Here is a 16,703-nt window from a genome sequence, read left to right on the forward strand (position 1 = left end):
TTCTTTTCTGCGCTCTCCGCAGTTGCGCGCCGCAAGCGCGCGCCTTCAGCCGTGCGCCGTCAGCAGGTAATGTCCGGCGATACCGGCGAAGACGGCGGCACCGAGCCAGTTGTTATGACGGAACGCCGCAAAGCAAGGCATGCGCTCGCGCTCGCGAATCAGGAAGTAGTGATAAATGGCGCAACCCACCGCCACCGCGATGCCCAGCCAGAACGGCCAGCCGAACCCCAGATACGCGCCCACACCGGCCTGAATGCCCAACGCCACAACGTAGCAAAGCATGATCGCGGCAACGTCGAAGCGGCCGAAGGTGATGGCGGATGTCTTGATGCCGATCTTCAGATCGTCGTCGCGATCGACCATCGCGTATTCGGTGTCGTACGCCACCGACCAGAACACGTTGGAGAGCAGCAGAATCCACGCCAGCATCGGCACTTGGTCCTGCACGGCCGCAAACGCCATCGGAATACCGAAGCCGAAGGCGACGCCCAGATACGCCTGCGGAATCGCCAGAAAACGCTTGGTGAACGGATACGTGCCCGCGACGAACAACGCCGGGATCGACAGCCACTTGGTCAGCGCATTGAGCGGCAGGATCAACAGGAAGCTCGCCAGTGCCAGCGTCGCGGCGACGGCTACCGCTTCCCACGCGCGAATGCGGCCCGAGGTGATCGGACGCTCCTGCGTGCGTTTGACGTATTTATCGAAGTCACGGTCGGCGTAATCGTTGATGGCACAACCGGCCGAGCGCATCAGGAAGGTGCCGAGCGTGAAGATCAGGACGAGCAGCGGATCGGGATGCCCGCTGGAGGCGATCCACAGCGCGGCGAGCGTCGGCCACAACAGCAGCACGGTGCCGATCGGCTTGTCGAGTCGAACGAGTCGGAAGTAAAGCGGAAGGCGTTGAGCGAGCAACATGGGCGGCACACAGGGAGACTTGTGGCGACATTGTAGGTCACGCGCCGGATGCCCGCCAAGGCGAGGTTCCGGCCAGCAAGACCTGATTTACCGTTGGCTTACCAGATCCAGAACATCAGCAGCCAGAGCCAGTTGACCAGCGCCAGCGCCGCCACGATGCCAGCCATGCCGGCAAGACGACGGCCCAGCGTGCGCGCATGGCGGCCCGTCACGCGCCAGCCCAGCCACAGGCTCCACAGCGTGGTGGCGGCCAGAATGCTGGCACGCACGTCGTTGGCCCAGTACACCGGCAGATGCTCGGCACGCAGCAGGCTGACGGTGGTCGCCGACAGGCCGATGAACACGCCTGCGCCCGCAATCGGAATCAACGCCTGCACCAGATGGTTGAAACGCGAGGTCTGCCACGGGCCCATCGCGCGGTTGGCCAGCGCAAAGATGATCGTGAAAGCCAATCCGAGCAACACGCCGTTGCCAACGATGTAGGCGACGACCAGACCGCCGTCGAGCCACGAGAACACGTCGCTCTGATCGGGATAGTTCGTGAACACGAACCACGGCGCATTGGTCTCGAACGGCCACATGATGTTGCGATCGATGAGCCACGACGCGATCGCCGTCTTGACGGTGACGAACCACGGGTTCACGGTCCAGTGGAACGCGCCGATGGCCACGCCGAGCAGGCCGTACATCAGGAGAATGCTGTCCCACACGCTGTTGTTTTCGGTCGCGCCGAACTTCACGATTTCTTCGCTCGGCGAACGCCCCGCAAGCTCGATTGCGTCGCGGTGTCCGGCACAGCGGCCGCACATATGGCACTGCGCACCGCCCTTCATATTGCGCAGCGGCACGATGGGCGCGCAATTGACCGGGATGATCTTGTGACCGTTGGTGTGATACGACTGACGCCACGCGTCTTCGTTGACCTTGAAGTGGAACGGCGCGAGGCGCGCCAGCAACGAGAACACGCCGTTGACCGGGCACAGATACTTGCACCAGACCCGCTTGTCGCGTCCGTAGAAGTAACCGATCACCATCGCCCCGATGGTCGAGCCGCCCAAGACGAGCAGCACGGCTTTCGGATACTGATAGACGCTGACCATCTGGCCGTAGAGCGTGGTCCCGGCAAAGGCCACGAAGGGCCAGCCGCCCCAGCGCATCCAGCGCGGAATGGCGCGGCCACGGCCGTGACGGCTGGCGAATTCGGAGAGGGTGCCTTCGGGGCAGAGCACCCCGCACCACACGCGTCCCATCAAGACCATGCTGATGAGCACAAACGGCCACCAGATGCCCCAGAAGGTGAACTGGGCGAAGACGGTGAGGTTGTTCAGAATGTGCGCCGTCTCGTCAGGCAACGGCATCATGACCGGCACGCAGATGAGGAACGCATAAACCAAGACGATGCCCCACTGCACGCCGCGGATCAGTTTGCCGTGGCGTTGCATCCAAAGGCCCACGCGGGCCAGCAGGTTCGGGACAGGTATGGCGATGCTCATGCTCAACTCGTGCTTCGGGGGATTGCTTCAGCGGCCTGACGGACTCTTTATCCAGCGTGGTCCGTGCAGGCCGGTCTGGCCAAATGGCCAATCGGGTGGTTCGTGCCGCCCGGGTACGGCTCAGTTACGACTCAACTCATTTACCGCGCATTTACCGCTTATGCAGCCTTCACCTGCTTGGCCGGGGCACCTGCGCGCTTCAACAGCGCCCAGATGAACAGCCAGTACAGCGCATACACCAACAGGTTCATGCCGGCCGGGTGGGCCCGGTAGCCGGTCAGCGTGGCGACCAGACCGCCAAACGGGCTGGTGTCGTCAAGAATCGCGGAAGTATCCCACAGTTGATCGACCAGTGTCGGCACGAGCTCCAGCGAGATCAAACGGTCCAGACCCGACTCCAGCAGGCCCGCGGCGAGGAACAACAACATGATTTCCGTCACGCGGAAAAACAGTCGCCACGAGAACACCTTGCCGCCCAGTTGCAGCAGCCAGAACGTCAGCAGCGCCAGCACGAAACCGATCACCACGGCCAGCCACATCGTCAGCGGCACGCTGCCTTGCTGACCAAAACCGATGCCGTACAGGAAGATCGCCGTCTCGCTGCCTTCACGGGCAATCGCCAGCGCCACCAGAATCAGCACACCCCACCAGGTGCCCTGATCGTGCGTTTTCTGTAGCGACGACTCCATGTCGCGCTTGAGCGTGCGGCCATGCCGCTTCATCCAGAAAACCATCTGCACGATCAGCACACAGGCGATCAGCACCATGGCGGTCTGGAAGTAGTCTTGCGCGTCGCCCGAGAGCACTTCGGTGAAACCGACCAGTGCGGCGCCGAGTGCCACGGCGGCCGCAATCCCCAGTGCTACGCCGGCCCACAGATAGGGCAGGCCGCGCTTGGCGCCGTGCTCTGGGTTGGCCAGCCAGGCATGCAGAATGCCTACGACCAGCAGTGCCTCGACGCTTTCGCGCCAGACGATGAACATGACCTGACCCATCGTGCAATTCCTTTAGTGTTGCTCGTTGATACTTGTTGATGCTTGCTGATACTTACTTGGCGACGATCACGCCTTGCGCCTGCTGATGGAAATCGTCGAAAAACTTGTACTCGCCCGGTTGCAGCGGGGCGATCACGACAAACGACTGCGCGCCCGGTGCGAGCACCTTTTCCTTGCGCAGTTGCAGGCTCTCGAACTCGACCGCGTTCGTGCCGGTGTTATGCACTTCGATCTTGATGCGCTTGCCGGCCGGCACTTCGATGCGGGCGGGGTTGAGCTTGCCGTTGTTCATTTCCAGCTTGAACGTGGGAAGTTCGTCCGCGCGGGCAAGCGAGGGGCCGCCGAGTGCGAACAACGTGGCCAGCACGGCCATCATCGTGGCCAGCAGGCGCGCGATGCGCTGAATCATCCTTCATGCTCCAAATGAAAACAGCGTCGACCCGCCAACAGGCCAACGCTGCATCAAGATAGTCCGGGCTTAGTAGCCGCCCTTCTTGCCAATACCGCTGAACGTGAATTCGACGGTCTTCGTGATGGGCTTGAACCACGGACCCACGCCGGTTTCCTTGTCGACGTGACGGCCGAAGCACCACGGGCCCATACCGCCGTGGGCAGCGTGTGCGCCCGATGCGGCCATCGCGCCGCCGCCCATCTTGCAACCGAATTCGGCCAGTGTGCCCGGGGCATTCACCACCATCGTCAGCGTGTACTTGCCCACGCCGTCGAGCTTCACGTTGTCGCCGTAGTGCGGGCCATCGCTCGCAACCATCGGCATCATCAGACCTTCGATGACCTTCGCGCTACCGGCCTTTTGCAGCTTGTACGTAATTTCCAGACCCGGAATCCAGTCGCCTTCGGCGTAACCGTTCGGGTTCTTGGCCACGGCGTGAATATCTGCCTCGAGGTGGATATCCGACTTCTTGGCATCGTTCATCATGCCGGCCGGTTCCATCGTGATCGGTTGCAGATAAACGGTGTTGATTTCCATGCCTGCCGTGACCAGCGGCTTACCGATCGGAAACTCGGCGGCTTGCGCCAGGGTCGCTGCACCGGCGAGCAGCACCGCTGCCACGAGGGATTTCACGCGCATACAAACTCCAGATTGTGAGGAAGTTAATGCAAATTATTCTCAATAAGTTTAGCACTATCGCCACTACCCGACAAACCTGAAGTCGACGCTCCATGGGGTATTGCGGGGATTGAGAAGACGATGGGGACGCATTTTGCCCCATTTTTGCGCAGCGCTGGAACGCCTCGCTTCCGGCAGCGAGCCACCGTTGCGCACTGGCCAAAGTCACGGGGACGCCCGACAGGCGCGGGGTTGGCCGCTACAACGCCCCGTCACGCCTTGCTGCGGCGCACCAACGAGGCGCTTCCACCGCGGCATGGCGTCGCAGATTTCTTAGCAAATACCCATCCAGCGTTTACGGAAAATTACCAAGCCTGCGGAAATGCCCGAGCGGGATGGCCGAACCGGCGCACCAAGACCGCCGGTCGACACCTTAGCGCCGAATTCTTAGCACCGAATTAGCGCTGAATCAGGGAGGAACCCTCGCCGGATCAAGGCAACACGCCGCCCCGGTCGATCTTCCGGGCGAGTACCACCGATGTGGTGGTGCGCGTCACACCGTCGATCTCGCCGATGGTGTCGAGCAGCGCGTCGAGTTGATCGGGCGACGCTGCATGCAGCCAGGCCACGTAGTCGAACTCGCCGCTGACGGTGCATAGCAGGTGAATCTCGGGCATCTTGTCGAGCCGTCGCTGGACATCGCGCCCGGAGCGCGGCTGCACGCTGATGCCTACGCACGCCTGCAAGCCGCCACCCACGGCGTCCTGCCCGAGCCGCACGGTGTAGCCGGCGATCACGCCCGCGCGCTCAAGCCGCCCGATACGTGCAAGCACCGTCGTACGCGCCACACCGAGCCGGCGCGCGAGATTGGCCGCACTTTCGCGGGCGTTCACGCGCAACAGCGCGAGCAGATTCCGGTCGAGTTCGTCGAGCGGCGTCGCGGACAAGGCCATCAGACCTCGCCTTGCGACGCATCGTCGCCCAAGCACTTCGCGCCCGGATGAACCCGCCCCTGCCCACGCCCATGCTCGGCGCGCCCGGCGCTTGGCTGCGCGAACACCGCAGTTATTGATCTCAGGGCGAGGGGCTTGCGGTCGGTGGTGGTCATGACGGACTCGGCAGATGCGCGGACCCAAGCGAGGCCCGCGAGCGATAAAGCGCAAGTATAAAAGGTCCCTCGCCACGCGACACCCGGCATCTCCCCTCGCCGCCGCCCCTCCCCGACGTTCTCGGCTCATCGGACTTCCTCAATCAAGAGATACGATGACATGGCGGAAACACGTCCCCGTCAACCGATCGTTGAGGCAGCTTCATAGCCACGCCACACCCCCGCCGCACGGCATCCGGAGCGACTTACCCCTAGTCCTATCAAGGCCATAGCCTCGGGTATCCCCGCAAGCCCGCGCTATTGACAACGCGGAATACCGATGCGCAAAATCACATCACTTATATGACGACGTACAAGAAAGACCCTCCAGCGCAACCGCGGTTGTCATCACCGTGAAGGCACTACCTGGCGCGTCGGCCCCGAACGTCACCGGAGACAGGCGTTAGCCATGCATTTTTCGTTGAATTTCGCCCCGCTGGTCCCTTATTGGCCAGTTTTCCTGGAGGGCGCGTGGCTCACGCTGAAGATGACGGTGTTGTCCGTGATCATCGGCACGGCACTCGGCACACTCGTGGCGTTCGCCAAACGAAGCCGTTATCGCCTGTTGTCGCGCTTGTGCGGCATCTACATCGAGTCGGTGCGCAACACCCCGTTCCTCGTCCAGATCTTCCTTCTCTATTTCGGCCTCGCGAGTCTGGGCATTCACATGCCGACGTTCGCTGCGGCGGTCATCGCGATGGTCATCAACATCGGCGCCTACGCGGCAGAGATCATCCGCGCGGGCATCGAGTCGGTGCCGCGCGGCCAGATCGAGGCGGCCGAGTGTCTGGGCCTGTCGAAATGGCGCATCGCGTGGCACGTGATGCTGCAACCGGCCATCGAGAAGGTGTACCCCGCGCTCACGACGCAGTTCATTCTGATGATGCAGGCCTCGGCCATGGCCTCGCAGATTTCTGCCGAAGAACTCACCGCTGTCGCCAACACGGTGCAGTCGGACACGTTCCGCTCGCTCGAGACCTACATCGTCGTGGCCGTGCTCTATGTGGCGCTGTCGCTGTTGGTGAAGCTCGTCGCGTGGGCGTTCGGTGAATACCTCTTCAAGCGCCGCCGCACCGTGCGGCGCGCTGCCGCCCAGACAGCACAGGCCGCACGTCGTCGCGCGACAGCCGCGCGCGTGGCCGCAGCAAACCCGGGCAGCGCGACCAACACCAGCGGTACCCCCGCGCAACGGAGCGCGTCATGATCGGCAGTTTTTCGTGGACCTATCTGGGTTATCTCGTGCAGTCGATCGGCTGGACGCTGGTGCTCTCGCTGATCGCGTTCGTGCTCGGCAGCGCCGGTGGCTTTCTCGTGATGCTCGCGCGCATCTCGCCGCGGCGCTGGCTGCGCTTGCCGGCGCAAATTTTCATCGAAGCGATTCAGGGCATACCGCTGCTGATTCTGCTGTTCATCGTGTATTTCGGCCTGTCGGTGTACGGCTTCGAATTGCCCGCCATCGTGGCCGCGGCGCTCGCGCTGATGGTCTACACGAGCGCCTATCTCGGTGACATCTGGCGCGGCTGTGTGGAAGCGATGCCGCAAGCGCAATGGGAGGCGGCCGAGTGCCTGTCGTTCACCCGCTGGCAGACGTTGCGTCTCGTGATCATTCCGCAGGCCATCCGTTTGTCGCTGCCGCCCACGATTGGCTTTCTGGTGCAGATCATCAAGATGACGTCGCTGGCGTCGGTGATCGGCTTCGTCGAACTCACGCGCGCCGGCCAGATCATCAACAACTCGATTTTCCAGCCCTTCCTCGTGTTCTCGCTGGTGGGGGTGTTTTATTTTGTGCTGTGCTACCCACTATCACGCTGGAGCGCGGCACTGGAGGACAGGCTCAATGTCGGCAATCGTTAAGGTCAACCAGATTCACAAGCGCTTCGGCGACAACCCGGTGCTCAAGGGCGTGTCGTTCGAAGTGGAGCGCGGCAAGATGGTCGCGATCATCGGCGCGAGCGGTTCGGGCAAGAGTACGGCGCTGCGCTGCATCGACCGGCTGGAGACGATCGACGAAGGCTCCATCGAAGTGTGCGGCATTCGCGTGGAAGATCCGAAGATCGATCTGCACGAGCTGCGCCGCGAAGTCGGCATCGTCTTCCAGAGCTACAACCTGTTTCCGCACCTGAGCGTGCGCGAGAACATCATGCTCGCGCTACGTCATGTGAAGCGCATGCCGCGCAGCGAAGCCGAGACCGTTGCCAAGCGTGTGCTCGCGCAAGTGGGCCTTGCGGAAAAGGCCGACAGCTATCCGGAACAGCTCTCGGGCGGACAGCAGCAACGTGTGGCCATTGCGCGTTCATTGGCGATGTCACCAAAGGTCATGTTGTTCGATGAAGTGACCTCCGCACTTGACCCGCAACTCACGGGCGAAGTGCTGCGCGTGATGGAGGATCTCGCGGCTGGCGGCATGACGATGTTGCTGGTCACGCACGAAATGGCCTTCGCGAAGCGCGTGGCCGATCAGATCATTTACATGCATCAGGGCAAGGTATGGGAAGTCGGCCCGGGTGAAATGCTCGACGCCCCGAAAACGCCCGAACTGCGCACGTTCCTCGCCAACGGCCTGTGAGCGTTCGTAAATTCGCTAAACGCAGTTGACAACACATCACGCTAAGGAGACCACTACATGAAACTCAAGACACTCTTCGCCCAAGCCTGTACCGCCGTTGTGCTCGGCGCAATGGCGCACGCTGCGCTGGCCGATCAGCTCGACGACATCAAGAAGGCGGGCAAGATTCGCGTTGCGATTGCCATGGGCACGCCGCTGTTCTCGTTTGCCGATGCCAACCTGCAACCGGCAGGCTCGGACGTCGAAACGGCACAACTGCTCGCCAAGGATCTCGGCGTGAAGCTCGACATCGTCTCGGTGACCAACGCCGCACGCGTGCCGACGCTGCAAGCCAACCGTGCCGATGTCGTGGTGGCCGACTTGTCGATTACACCCGAGCGCGCGAAGGTCATCGATTTCTCTGTGCCGTACGCCGTGATCTCGATCATTGTCGGCGGTCCGAAGAGCATGAACATCAAGAGCTACGCCGACCTGAACGGCAAACGCATCGGCCTCACGCGCGCCACCGTCAACGACACCGAGACCGCGCAGAATGCCAAGGGCGCGCAGATCGTGCGCTATGAAGACGACGCGACGTTGATCACGTCGATGGTCACGGGTCAGGTGGACATCTTCTCGAGCACGCCGTCGAACCTCGGCGAAATGATCAAGCGCGCGCCGGACAAGAACCTTGAATTGAAATTCACGCAGAAGGACTTCGATCTCGGCATCGCACTCAACAAGGATCAACCGCGCCTGAAAGAGTGGATCAACGAGTGGGTGAAGACCAATCTGAAGAACGGCAAGCTCAACGCGATCTACAAGAAGTACCACGGTCGCGATCTGCCTGACAGCGTGACGAAGGCGTCGTGACCTTCTGATCGACGTGCGAGGGTGTGGCGCCGCAGCGATGCGACGTCACACCTCGATACTCAAAAAATTACGCACAGAATCACGCGCAAAATCACGCACGACATCACTCAAGACACCAACGGCACCGCCTTGTTGTCTGCCAGCCGAATCGCACGGCGAATCGCCAGCCCTCTGCCAAGGAATACGCCGGTGAATGCGCCGTAGGCAAGGCTGATCCACGCGGCAAAGCTGCCTTGTTCGTGCAACGCCGGATGCATGGCCAGTTGCACCGCCACCGCAAATTTCATCGCGAAGATCGCGAGCATCCATACCAGCGGCATCCAGCTTCCCGGCACGAGCACCCTGCGCGACTCAGGCAGCCAGCGCACGTCTCCCCAGATACCCAACGCGGCGCGCATCACTACCACGATCACCACCGCGCTGGTCCACGCGATCAACGACGGCGTGCTCGCGCCAAAGGTATTCGCGACGCCATATGCCGAGAACAACGTCATGGCGACAGGCATCGCCAGCGCCGCCCACAGGGGCTTTTGCTGCGTGCGCGTGGCCGACAGGCCCAAACCCACCAGCGCCAGAAACAGAAACCCGACCCACATCGGGACATGTGACAGAAACGTCATCGCAACTCTCCGGAAGATGACCGCTCAGCAGCGGCGATGACCGAAGCATCGGAGATTGCGAAACACTTCTCGATGGGGATGCGACGAATGGCAGCGGCCCGGCGCGAGTGGCTATGAAGCTGCGTGAATGGCGGAGGTGGCGTGAGGGGCGCGAGCAAGCACCGCGACAGGATGTCGCAACGCTGCACGGCAGAATCGCTGGCCCCGAGATTTAGAACGCGGTAACTTAACGCCTTGCCCGCACGACGCTTGTTGCGTAACCCACTCAAACCCCGTTCGCCGATGACCCGTTTTCCCCTGCCCGTTCCCGCCGCGCGCACCTTGCTGCTTCTGATGCTGGCGGTGGCCTCACCAGCCTTCGCTGCGGGAGATATTGCCGAGGGAAAAACGCTCTTCACGTCGCGCTGTTCGTCGTGCCACTCGGTGGGCCCGATGGCGAGCTCGGGGTTCGGCCCGCAACTGAACGCGATCGCGGGCCGTCACGCCGGCAGCCTGAAGGATTTCGAGTATTCGAACGCGATGAAACAGTCGGGCATCGTCTGGGACGACAAGTCGCTCGCCGCCTTCATCGAGAACCCGGGCAAAGTGGTGCCCGGGACCAAGATGCGCTTCTGGGGCATCAGCAATCCGCGCAAGATCGCGGACTTGCTGGCCTATCTGCACACGTTCAAATAATACGATTCAACTATCGGCGCGCTGCGACAGTGCGTTGAGCACCTCGGCAGTGGTCGTCGTCTCGCCGAGGCGCGGGAAGATTTTCTCGACGCTGTGCTCGTGAGAGACGAGATTCAGGTCGGTCATCGCGTCGAGCACCAGCGCCACGTTGTAGCCGAACTCGTGCGCATTGCGCGCGGTGGATTCCACGCCGATGCTCGTGGAAATGCCCGCGAGCACGACCTGCGTGACACCGCGACGACGCAGAAACTGGTCGAGCGACGTGCCGTAAAACGCGCCCCATTGCCGCTTGGTGACTTGGTGATCGTCTGGTTGTACTTCAAGCTCGGGAATGAGTTCGGCCCAATCGGCGGGAAGTCCTGCGTGCTTCGGCGCGTCGGTGCGGCCCGGCGGCAGACCGGCAACATTCACCAGCACCACCGGCAGACCCTTGGCACGAAAGGCACGCAACAGCGCGACGTTGTTGGCCGTGATGTCGGCGACGGGGTGGGCGGTCGGCAGTCTGACGATGCCTTTCTGCATGTCGATGACGACAAGCGCGGGCAAGCCGGGACGGGAATCGAGTTGTGAGAGTGGCATCGTGAGTTTGATGTGCTTCAAGAGTTGCCGAGTCGGCGAATGAGGTCGACCGCAGAGACAAGCGTCTTGCGTTCGGCCGGCGTGAAATCGGCGACGGCATGCATCAGCCAGTCGTGTTTGGCGAGCCGCACCTTGCGCCGCGTTTCGCGGCCGTCGTCGGTCAGCGAAACAAGCATCTGACGGCCATCGTCCGGGTGCGGATACCGCCGGACGAGCCCTTCCGCCTCCATGACCGCCAGCGTGCCGCCCATCGACTGCGGTTTCACGGCTTCGGCACGGGCGAGGTCAGCGGTGGTCATGGGACCGGCCTCTTCAAGGCGCGCCATGACGGCTACCTGCGACCAGCTCAGTTCACGGGTGTTGGTCACCGCCCGCAGGCGGCGCATGAGTTGGCCCATCACCGGCAACAGGTCGGCGATAGCGCTTTCGGATTCGTTGGGAACAGTCATGGACGGAGCATAGAACTCGGAAGGTCAACTTGCAAGTTAACCTTTCAATCTCATGGCACCGTTGAGGAAAACTTCACTGACCGCGATGGCGGCGATGGCAGGTTCAGCCAGTCCAGCCGACGAACTGACTACGCGTGTCTTGCCACGTCGAGAGGTTCTTGAGAATGAGATCGAGGATCGCCTCGGGATCCTCTTTGACGTCGCTGACATTCAGCACGAGCGCGGTGTAGCCGAGCATCGCATTGCCCGCGACCAACATGCGCTGAGTCTTCGACATTTTCTGCCGCCATTTTTCCGGATCTTTGACGTCAAGACAGATGAAGGCGTTGCCCGCTACGGCTTTGATGTAAGCGCCAGTGATCTCCGACCATGGAATCGGGCCCACGCCAAGTCTTCGGTCCAGAATGCCGTTGCCGTCGATCTGCAAACGGGGGCGTCCATCGACGAGTTGCCACAAGGCAATCGGAATGCCTGCACCAAAAAAGACAATGGTCGACCAACCGATCCACAACGCCGAAGCGGCTGAATGCCGGTGCGTCCCGCCAGACCGGAGGATGAAAGCACCGGCAATGACGAAGCCGAGACAACCGAGCAACAGCAAAATATATTTTCGCTTGGACCGCTGAACAGAAAGTGATTGCATGCATTCCCCAAAGGTAGGTGCCGGATTGACGGCCTTGCACGGCGCAACCGGGCGATGCGGCCGTGCTCGATGACATCAACCAAAGAACGTCATCGGCTCGATTGGGGGGAGATCGGGATTCGGAAAGAAGGCGTGACCGGTTCTTCGTGCGCGTGCGCTCAAAGAACGGTGTGTGGTACCGGGGACCGGACTTGAACCGGCAAGCCCGAAGGCGGCGGATTTTAAGTCCGCTATGTTTACCAATTTCATCACCCCGGCAGGGTCGCGCATTCTAACATCCCCACCGCGTTACGTCAGTTGAGTATCATGACGGCATGCGCGCGGTGCGCGCTCCACCGGAGATCGATCCCATGCTGGAGAATCTCGACCGCATCGCCCTGTCGCTCGACGCCATCGAATCCGCTGCCCGCGATGTCGCCATGCAATCCCCTCAGAATGCACAGGCGCTCTACACCGCGTTGATGGAAATTCGTAACGCCATCGCACTCGTCGCTCAGGAAGTCGTCCGGCTGGAGCACGAGATTCATGGCCCATCAGGTAGCGGGCCCACTTGATACGGCTACGTAGTGAGCAGACGTAGCGGCTGACAGCGGGCCAACAAGACGCGCAGCATCTCACGCGTTACCGTTCTCAAGGGAAACCGCGCGACACCTTTGTGCGTGTTCCCAGACTCCCTATCCTTTCTATCGCTTCGTCGTCATGCCCGCCGATTCAGATAATTCCGATCGTCACGACGCACTCACCCCGCCTTTCATGCCATCCGCGCCCTCTGCACCATCAGGCACAGGCGCCAAAAGCGCCGTCGGTGGTCAAGTCAGCGCCCCCGGGGAACACGCCTCGCCGCCGCCCTCCTGCTGGCAACTTGCCGTCGCGTTCGGCAGCGTCGGCGCGACCGGCTTCGGCGGTGTGCTGCCGTGGGCGCGTCGCATGGTCGTCGATCAGAAACAATGGCTCACCGACCGCGAATTCGCCGAGCTCCTGCCACTCGCCCAACTGCTGCCCGGCCCGAACGTCGCCAATATCGCCACCGTGCTCGGCCGGCGCTTTCAAGGGCCGCGCGGCGCGGCCTCCGCGGTTGCCGGTCTCTACTTCTGCCCGACCATCGTCATCATCCTCATCGGCTTCGCCTACGCGCAGTGGGGACAAACACAGGTCGTGCAGCATCTGCTCTCCGGCTTGATGCCCGCCGCCACCGGGCTGGTCATCGCCACCGCCCTGCGCCTGCTCGCCGGGTTGGAACGCCACTGGAGCACGCTGACCTTCGCCGCCGCAACCTTCGTCGGCAGCTTCGTCTTCGGTCTGCCCCTGCTGGCCGTGCTCGGCGTGCTGGGCCCCTGCGCCATCCTCATGGCCTACCATCTGCGACGACAGCGCGACGCCGATCGCATGCGCCCGCCGCCGGATGCCGCCTGAGCGCCACGCCATGCACACGCTCATCGATCTCTTTCTGCACGGTTCGCTCTGGTCGCTGCTCGCGGTCGGCGGCACCAACGTCACCCTCGCGGACATCCATCGCTACGCCGTCGAAACCCGCCACTGGATCACCGACGCGCAATTCGTCACCTTCTTCTCGCTGGCACAGGCAGCCCCCGGGCCGAACGGCATGGCGGTCACGCTGATCGGCCTGCAAGCCGCCGGACTGCCCGGCGCCCTCACCGCCACGCTCGCCAAATGCGCACCAAGTTCGTTACTCGCGTATCTGGTCGGCGGCTGGGTCGACCGGCACGAGCGCTCGCCCTGGGTGCGGGCCGTGCGCGCCGGGCTCGCCCCGATCACGGTCGGGCTGCTGGCCGCCAGCAGCGCCATTCTCGCCCGCGAAATCGACATCAATCTTGCCCGCACGCTGGTCACGCTCGTCGCCATCGTCATCACGCTGCGCACCCGCTGGAATCCGCTCTGGCTTATCGCCGGCGGCAGCCTGCTCGGACTGACCGGGTGGTTGATGTAGGCCATCGATGTAGGCGAACCGGCTTGCCGTCCGGGCGCTGGCAATGTCCTCCCCGAGTGTCATACGGAGCGACGTCAACAGGTCTACAATAGAGCGCACGTTTCACAGCACGGTGTGTCCCCATGACCGTCCCATGTTGTACGTCGCAAGCCGAGGCGCCCTCCGGCACCTCCCCCTCCGCCACTGTCTCGCGCATCGCGCGCGATGGGCCTGATGGCGCATTGGGTGCAGCCGGCCGTGCGTTGACTGGCCATACGCTCGCCGACCGGTTCGATGCCGTGCGCGCCGCGTCGGTCGCGTTCGCGGCCGGTCTGTCGGACGCCGATGCCACCGTGCAGTCGATGCCCGATGCGAGCCCCATCAAGTGGCACCTCGCACACACGACGTGGTTCTTCGAGACTTTTCTGCTCGGCGAACACGGCGCGCTCTCGGGCAAGCGCTATCACCCCTACGATCCGCGTTTCGCGTTTCTCTTCAATTCGTATTACGAAGCCGCCGGTCCGCGTCATCCGCGTCCGCAACGGGGGCTGCTCACACGCCCCACGCTCGATGAGATCGTGCGCTATCGGCAGCATGTCGACAGCGCCATGCACGAGATGCTGCTGCATGCCGACTTGCCGCGCGAAGTCTCCGATCTGATCACGCTCGGCCTGCATCACGAAGAGCAACATCAGGAACTGATGCACACCGACTTGCTGCATCTGTTCGCGCAGAATCCGCTGCGGCCCGCGCATCGTGAAATCATTCGCGACGCCGATCGTGAAGCGCATCGCAACCTCCCGTTGCAATGGATCGAACACGATGGCGGACGGCATACCATCGGCCACGGCGGCGAGTCGTTTGCGTTCGATTGCGAAACGCCTGCCCACGACTTCCTGTTACGCCCCTTTGCCATCGCCTCGCGCGTCGTGACCAACGGCGAATGGCGCGACTTCATCGAAGACGGCGGCTATCGCATCGCGGGCCTCTGGCTCTCGGACGGCTGGGCCACCGTGCAGCGCGAAGGCTGGGGGCATCCGCTCTACTGGGAATTGCGCAACGGCGAATGGCACGCGATGACACTCGCCGGCATGCAACCGGTCGACGACAACGCGCCCGTGCGACATGTGAGTTATTTCGAGGCCGACGCGTTTGCGCGCTGGGCCGGCAAGCGATTGCCAACAGAACACGAGTGGGAGGCCGCGGCACATGTGGCACACGTAGCACACGCCGCGCACGAGAACTCCCCGATGCAGCAGCTCTATGGCCCGGTCTGGCAATGGACCGCGAGCCCGTACGTCGCTTATCCCGGATTCCGGACGGCAGCGGGGGCCGTCGGCGAATACAACGGCAAGTTCATGTGCGGACAATTCGTGCTGCGTGGCGGCTCGCTGGCAACCCCGGCGGGACACTCGCGTGCGACGTACCGCAACTTCTTCTACCCGCATCAGCGCTGGCAATTCTGCGGCCTGAGGCTCGCGGAGGACCGCTGATGTCGCATGCCACCCAAGCCACGGCATTTGTTTGCCCGTCACTGCCCGAGAACGCGTTTGCCACCGACGTACTCACCGGTCTCGGCCATACCCCCAAGTCGCTGCCCAGTGTCTGGCTCTACGACCGGCGTGGCAGCGAACTTTTCGAGGAAATCACCGGCCTCGACGAGTACTACCAGACCCGTACCGAAACCGCGCTGCTCGGTGAATGCGCCGCGGCGATTGCCGATGTGATCGGCCCGGATGCCGTCGTCGTCGAATTCGGCAGTGGCTCCAGTCGCAAGACCCCATTGCTGCTCGACGCCCTCGTCACCCCTCGGGCCTACGTGCCGGTCGACATTGCCGACGATTTTCTCGACGACGCGGTCGCCGCCTTGGCGCGCCGTTGTCCGGGCATTCCGATGCTGCCGGTGCGCGCTGACTTCACGCGGCCTTTCCGGCTTCCTCCACAATTGCACGACACACAGGGTCCGCGCCTGGGCTTCTTCCCCGGCTCGACGATCGGCAACTTCGCGCCGGGTCAGGCCGCCGCGTTTCTGGCCCATGTGGGCAAGATGCTCGGACCGCGCCGCCGCATGGTCGTCGGGGTCGATGCGTGCAAAGACCCGGCGGTACTCCTGCCCGCCTACGACGATGCACGCGGCGTGACGGCGCAGTTCGACCTGAACCTGCTGGTGCGCATCAACCGCGAGCTCGACGGCAACCTGCCGCTCGACGCCTTCCGGCATGAAGCCCGGTTCAATGCGGCCGCGAGCCGCATCGAGATGCATCTGGTCGCCCAGCGCCCGTGCCACGCCGACGTGCTCGGCCAGCGCTTCACATTCGCTGCCGGCGAATCTATCCACACTGAGAATTCCTACAAGTACGGCCCCACGGAATTCCGCGCACTCGCCACGTCGGCAGGTTGGGACGTGGAGCGTGTGTGGCACGACGCGCGCGCTCGCTTCGCCGTGTATCTGCTGGGCCCGGCCGGGAACGCCTGAACGCCTGAGCGCCCCAACGCGGTGCAGGTAACGCACAAACGCAGCAGCCCTAAAGTTCTGCTGCGTTTGTGCCGTTTACCTGAGGGGATCCACAACAATCGCTCTGCAAACTGTGGATTCGACAGCGGTTTAATGAATCGCGGTGACTTGCTGGCGACGAATACGCTAGAATCGCCGCCATATGGGGCCACGCACGCCGCGAGACTGCGACGCGTACCGATGGCCATCTTCATAGCGCACGGCAACGACCCGGGCGCACCGATTACACGTATCGCTGCAATGACTTCACGCGCA

The 16,703-nt window shown here is 62.8% G+C and carries 21 protein-coding genes and 1 tRNA gene; 10 read left to right on the forward strand and 12 right to left on the reverse strand.

Features of this window, described 5'->3' with window-relative positions; all coding sequences use genetic code 11:
• Positions 1-45: 45 nt before the first annotated feature.
• The 7 genes from ubiA to CDV46_RS27095 form a co-directional block, all read right to left on the reverse strand.
• The gene (gene ubiA, locus CDV46_RS11125; RefSeq protein ID WP_087722544.1) at positions 46-918 is read right to left on the reverse strand and encodes a 4-hydroxybenzoate octaprenyltransferase; all 873 of its coding nucleotides are present in this window, start codon (positions 916-918) and stop codon (positions 46-48) included.
• 98 nt (positions 919-1,016) lie between these two features.
• Entirely contained in the window at positions 1,017-2,411 is a 1,395-nt protein-coding gene (locus CDV46_RS11130) for a 4Fe-4S binding protein (protein ID WP_176399058.1), read from the reverse strand.
• 158 nt (positions 2,412-2,569) lie between these two features.
• Positions 2,570-3,406, reverse strand: coding sequence for an FTR1 family iron permease (locus CDV46_RS11135; protein ID WP_058375887.1), 837 nt, complete (start codon positions 3,404-3,406; stop codon positions 2,570-2,572).
• 52 nt (positions 3,407-3,458) lie between these two features.
• Positions 3,459-3,782 carry a cupredoxin domain-containing protein gene (locus CDV46_RS11140; protein WP_058379858.1) on the reverse strand — a complete coding sequence of 108 codons (324 nt, stop codon included), beginning with the start codon at positions 3,780-3,782 and terminating at the stop codon, positions 3,459-3,461.
• Between the two features lie 102 nt (positions 3,783-3,884).
• Positions 3,885-4,496, reverse strand: coding sequence for an iron transporter (locus CDV46_RS11145; protein ID WP_087691317.1), 612 nt, complete (start codon positions 4,494-4,496; stop codon positions 3,885-3,887).
• A gap of 470 nt (positions 4,497-4,966) precedes the next feature.
• Positions 4,967-5,428 (reverse strand): Lrp/AsnC family transcriptional regulator, encoded by a 462-nt coding sequence (locus CDV46_RS11150; protein WP_087691316.1) that lies wholly within the window; start codon positions 5,426-5,428, stop codon positions 4,967-4,969.
• Positions 5,428-5,583 (reverse strand): hypothetical protein, encoded by a 156-nt coding sequence (locus CDV46_RS27095; protein ID WP_176399059.1) that lies wholly within the window; start codon positions 5,581-5,583, stop codon positions 5,428-5,430. Before CDV46_RS27095 ends, CDV46_RS11150 begins: the two co-directional genes overlap by 1 nt.
• 448 nt (positions 5,584-6,031) lie before the next feature.
• Between CDV46_RS27095 and CDV46_RS11155 the strand changes: the two genes are divergently transcribed.
• From CDV46_RS11155 to CDV46_RS11170, 4 genes are read left to right on the forward strand one after another with little or no spacing between them, the layout of a single operon-like run.
• Positions 6,032-6,826 (forward strand): amino acid ABC transporter permease, encoded by a 795-nt coding sequence (locus tag CDV46_RS11155; protein ID WP_087691314.1) that lies wholly within the window; start codon positions 6,032-6,034, stop codon positions 6,824-6,826.
• Positions 6,823-7,476: an amino acid ABC transporter permease gene (locus CDV46_RS11160; protein ID WP_087691313.1), complete on the forward strand. Its 654-nt coding sequence runs from the start codon at positions 6,823-6,825 to the stop codon at positions 7,474-7,476. Before CDV46_RS11155 ends, CDV46_RS11160 begins: the two co-directional genes overlap by 4 nt.
• Positions 7,460-8,188, forward strand: a complete 729-nt coding sequence (locus tag CDV46_RS11165; RefSeq protein ID WP_087722545.1) for an amino acid ABC transporter ATP-binding protein — start codon at positions 7,460-7,462, stop codon at positions 8,186-8,188. Before CDV46_RS11160 ends, CDV46_RS11165 begins: the two co-directional genes overlap by 17 nt.
• A gap of 57 nt (positions 8,189-8,245) precedes the next feature.
• Positions 8,246-9,040, forward strand: coding sequence for a transporter substrate-binding domain-containing protein (locus CDV46_RS11170; RefSeq protein WP_087691311.1), 795 nt, complete (start codon positions 8,246-8,248; stop codon positions 9,038-9,040).
• Between the two features lie 107 nt (positions 9,041-9,147).
• Here CDV46_RS11170 and CDV46_RS11175 read toward each other — a convergent pair whose 3' ends face one another.
• Positions 9,148-9,660: a DUF6622 family protein gene (locus CDV46_RS11175; RefSeq protein ID WP_087691310.1), complete on the reverse strand. Its 513-nt coding sequence runs from the start codon at positions 9,658-9,660 to the stop codon at positions 9,148-9,150.
• 282 nt (positions 9,661-9,942) lie between these two features.
• On the opposite strand from CDV46_RS11175, the gene CDV46_RS11180 reads away from it, so the two are divergent.
• Positions 9,943-10,335: a c-type cytochrome gene (locus CDV46_RS11180; RefSeq protein WP_087722546.1), complete on the forward strand. Its 393-nt coding sequence runs from the start codon at positions 9,943-9,945 to the stop codon at positions 10,333-10,335.
• Positions 10,336-10,341: 6 nt separating this feature from the next.
• Here CDV46_RS11180 and CDV46_RS11185 read toward each other — a convergent pair whose 3' ends face one another.
• The 4 genes from CDV46_RS11185 to CDV46_RS11200 form a co-directional block, all read right to left on the reverse strand.
• Positions 10,342-10,914 carry an isochorismatase family protein gene (locus CDV46_RS11185; RefSeq protein ID WP_087722763.1) on the reverse strand — a complete coding sequence of 191 codons (573 nt, stop codon included), beginning with the start codon at positions 10,912-10,914 and terminating at the stop codon, positions 10,342-10,344.
• Positions 10,915-10,931: 17 nt separating this feature from the next.
• Complete coding sequence (locus CDV46_RS11190; protein ID WP_058375897.1) at positions 10,932-11,363, reverse strand: MarR family winged helix-turn-helix transcriptional regulator; 432 nt, start codon at positions 11,361-11,363, stop codon at positions 10,932-10,934.
• A 103-nt stretch (positions 11,364-11,466) separates the two neighbouring features.
• Positions 11,467-12,006 (reverse strand): STM3941 family protein, encoded by a 540-nt coding sequence (locus tag CDV46_RS11195; protein ID WP_140413341.1) that lies wholly within the window; start codon positions 12,004-12,006, stop codon positions 11,467-11,469.
• A gap of 173 nt (positions 12,007-12,179) precedes the next feature.
• Positions 12,180-12,264 (reverse strand) — tRNA-Leu (locus CDV46_RS11200).
• Positions 12,265-12,356: 92 nt separating this feature from the next.
• On the opposite strand from CDV46_RS11200, the gene CDV46_RS11205 reads away from it, so the two are divergent.
• The 5 genes from CDV46_RS11205 (at position 12,357) to egtD (ending at position 16,409) form a co-directional block, all read left to right on the forward strand.
• On the forward strand, positions 12,357-12,560 hold the full coding sequence (locus CDV46_RS11205; RefSeq protein WP_087722548.1) for a hypothetical protein: 204 nt from the start codon (positions 12,357-12,359) through the stop codon (positions 12,558-12,560).
• A 145-nt stretch (positions 12,561-12,705) separates the two neighbouring features.
• A complete protein-coding gene (locus CDV46_RS11210; RefSeq protein ID WP_254916016.1) occupies positions 12,706-13,419 on the forward strand; it encodes a chromate transporter in 714 nt (237 codons plus the stop codon).
• A 10-nt stretch (positions 13,420-13,429) separates the two neighbouring features.
• Entirely contained in the window at positions 13,430-13,954 is a 525-nt protein-coding gene (locus CDV46_RS11215) for a chromate transporter (protein ID WP_058375900.1), read from the forward strand.
• A gap of 122 nt (positions 13,955-14,076) precedes the next feature.
• Positions 14,077-15,426 (forward strand): ergothioneine biosynthesis protein EgtB, encoded by a 1,350-nt coding sequence (egtB, locus tag CDV46_RS11220; protein WP_176399060.1) that lies wholly within the window; start codon positions 14,077-14,079, stop codon positions 15,424-15,426.
• Positions 15,426-16,409 (forward strand): L-histidine N(alpha)-methyltransferase, encoded by a 984-nt coding sequence (gene egtD / locus CDV46_RS11225; protein ID WP_087691304.1) that lies wholly within the window; start codon positions 15,426-15,428, stop codon positions 16,407-16,409. Before egtB ends, egtD begins: the two co-directional genes overlap by 1 nt.
• Positions 16,410-16,703 lie beyond the last annotated feature (294 nt).

Source organism: Pandoraea sp. PE-S2T-3, assembly GCF_002179965.1.
GTDB lineage: Bacteria > Pseudomonadota > Gammaproteobacteria > Burkholderiales > Burkholderiaceae > Pandoraea.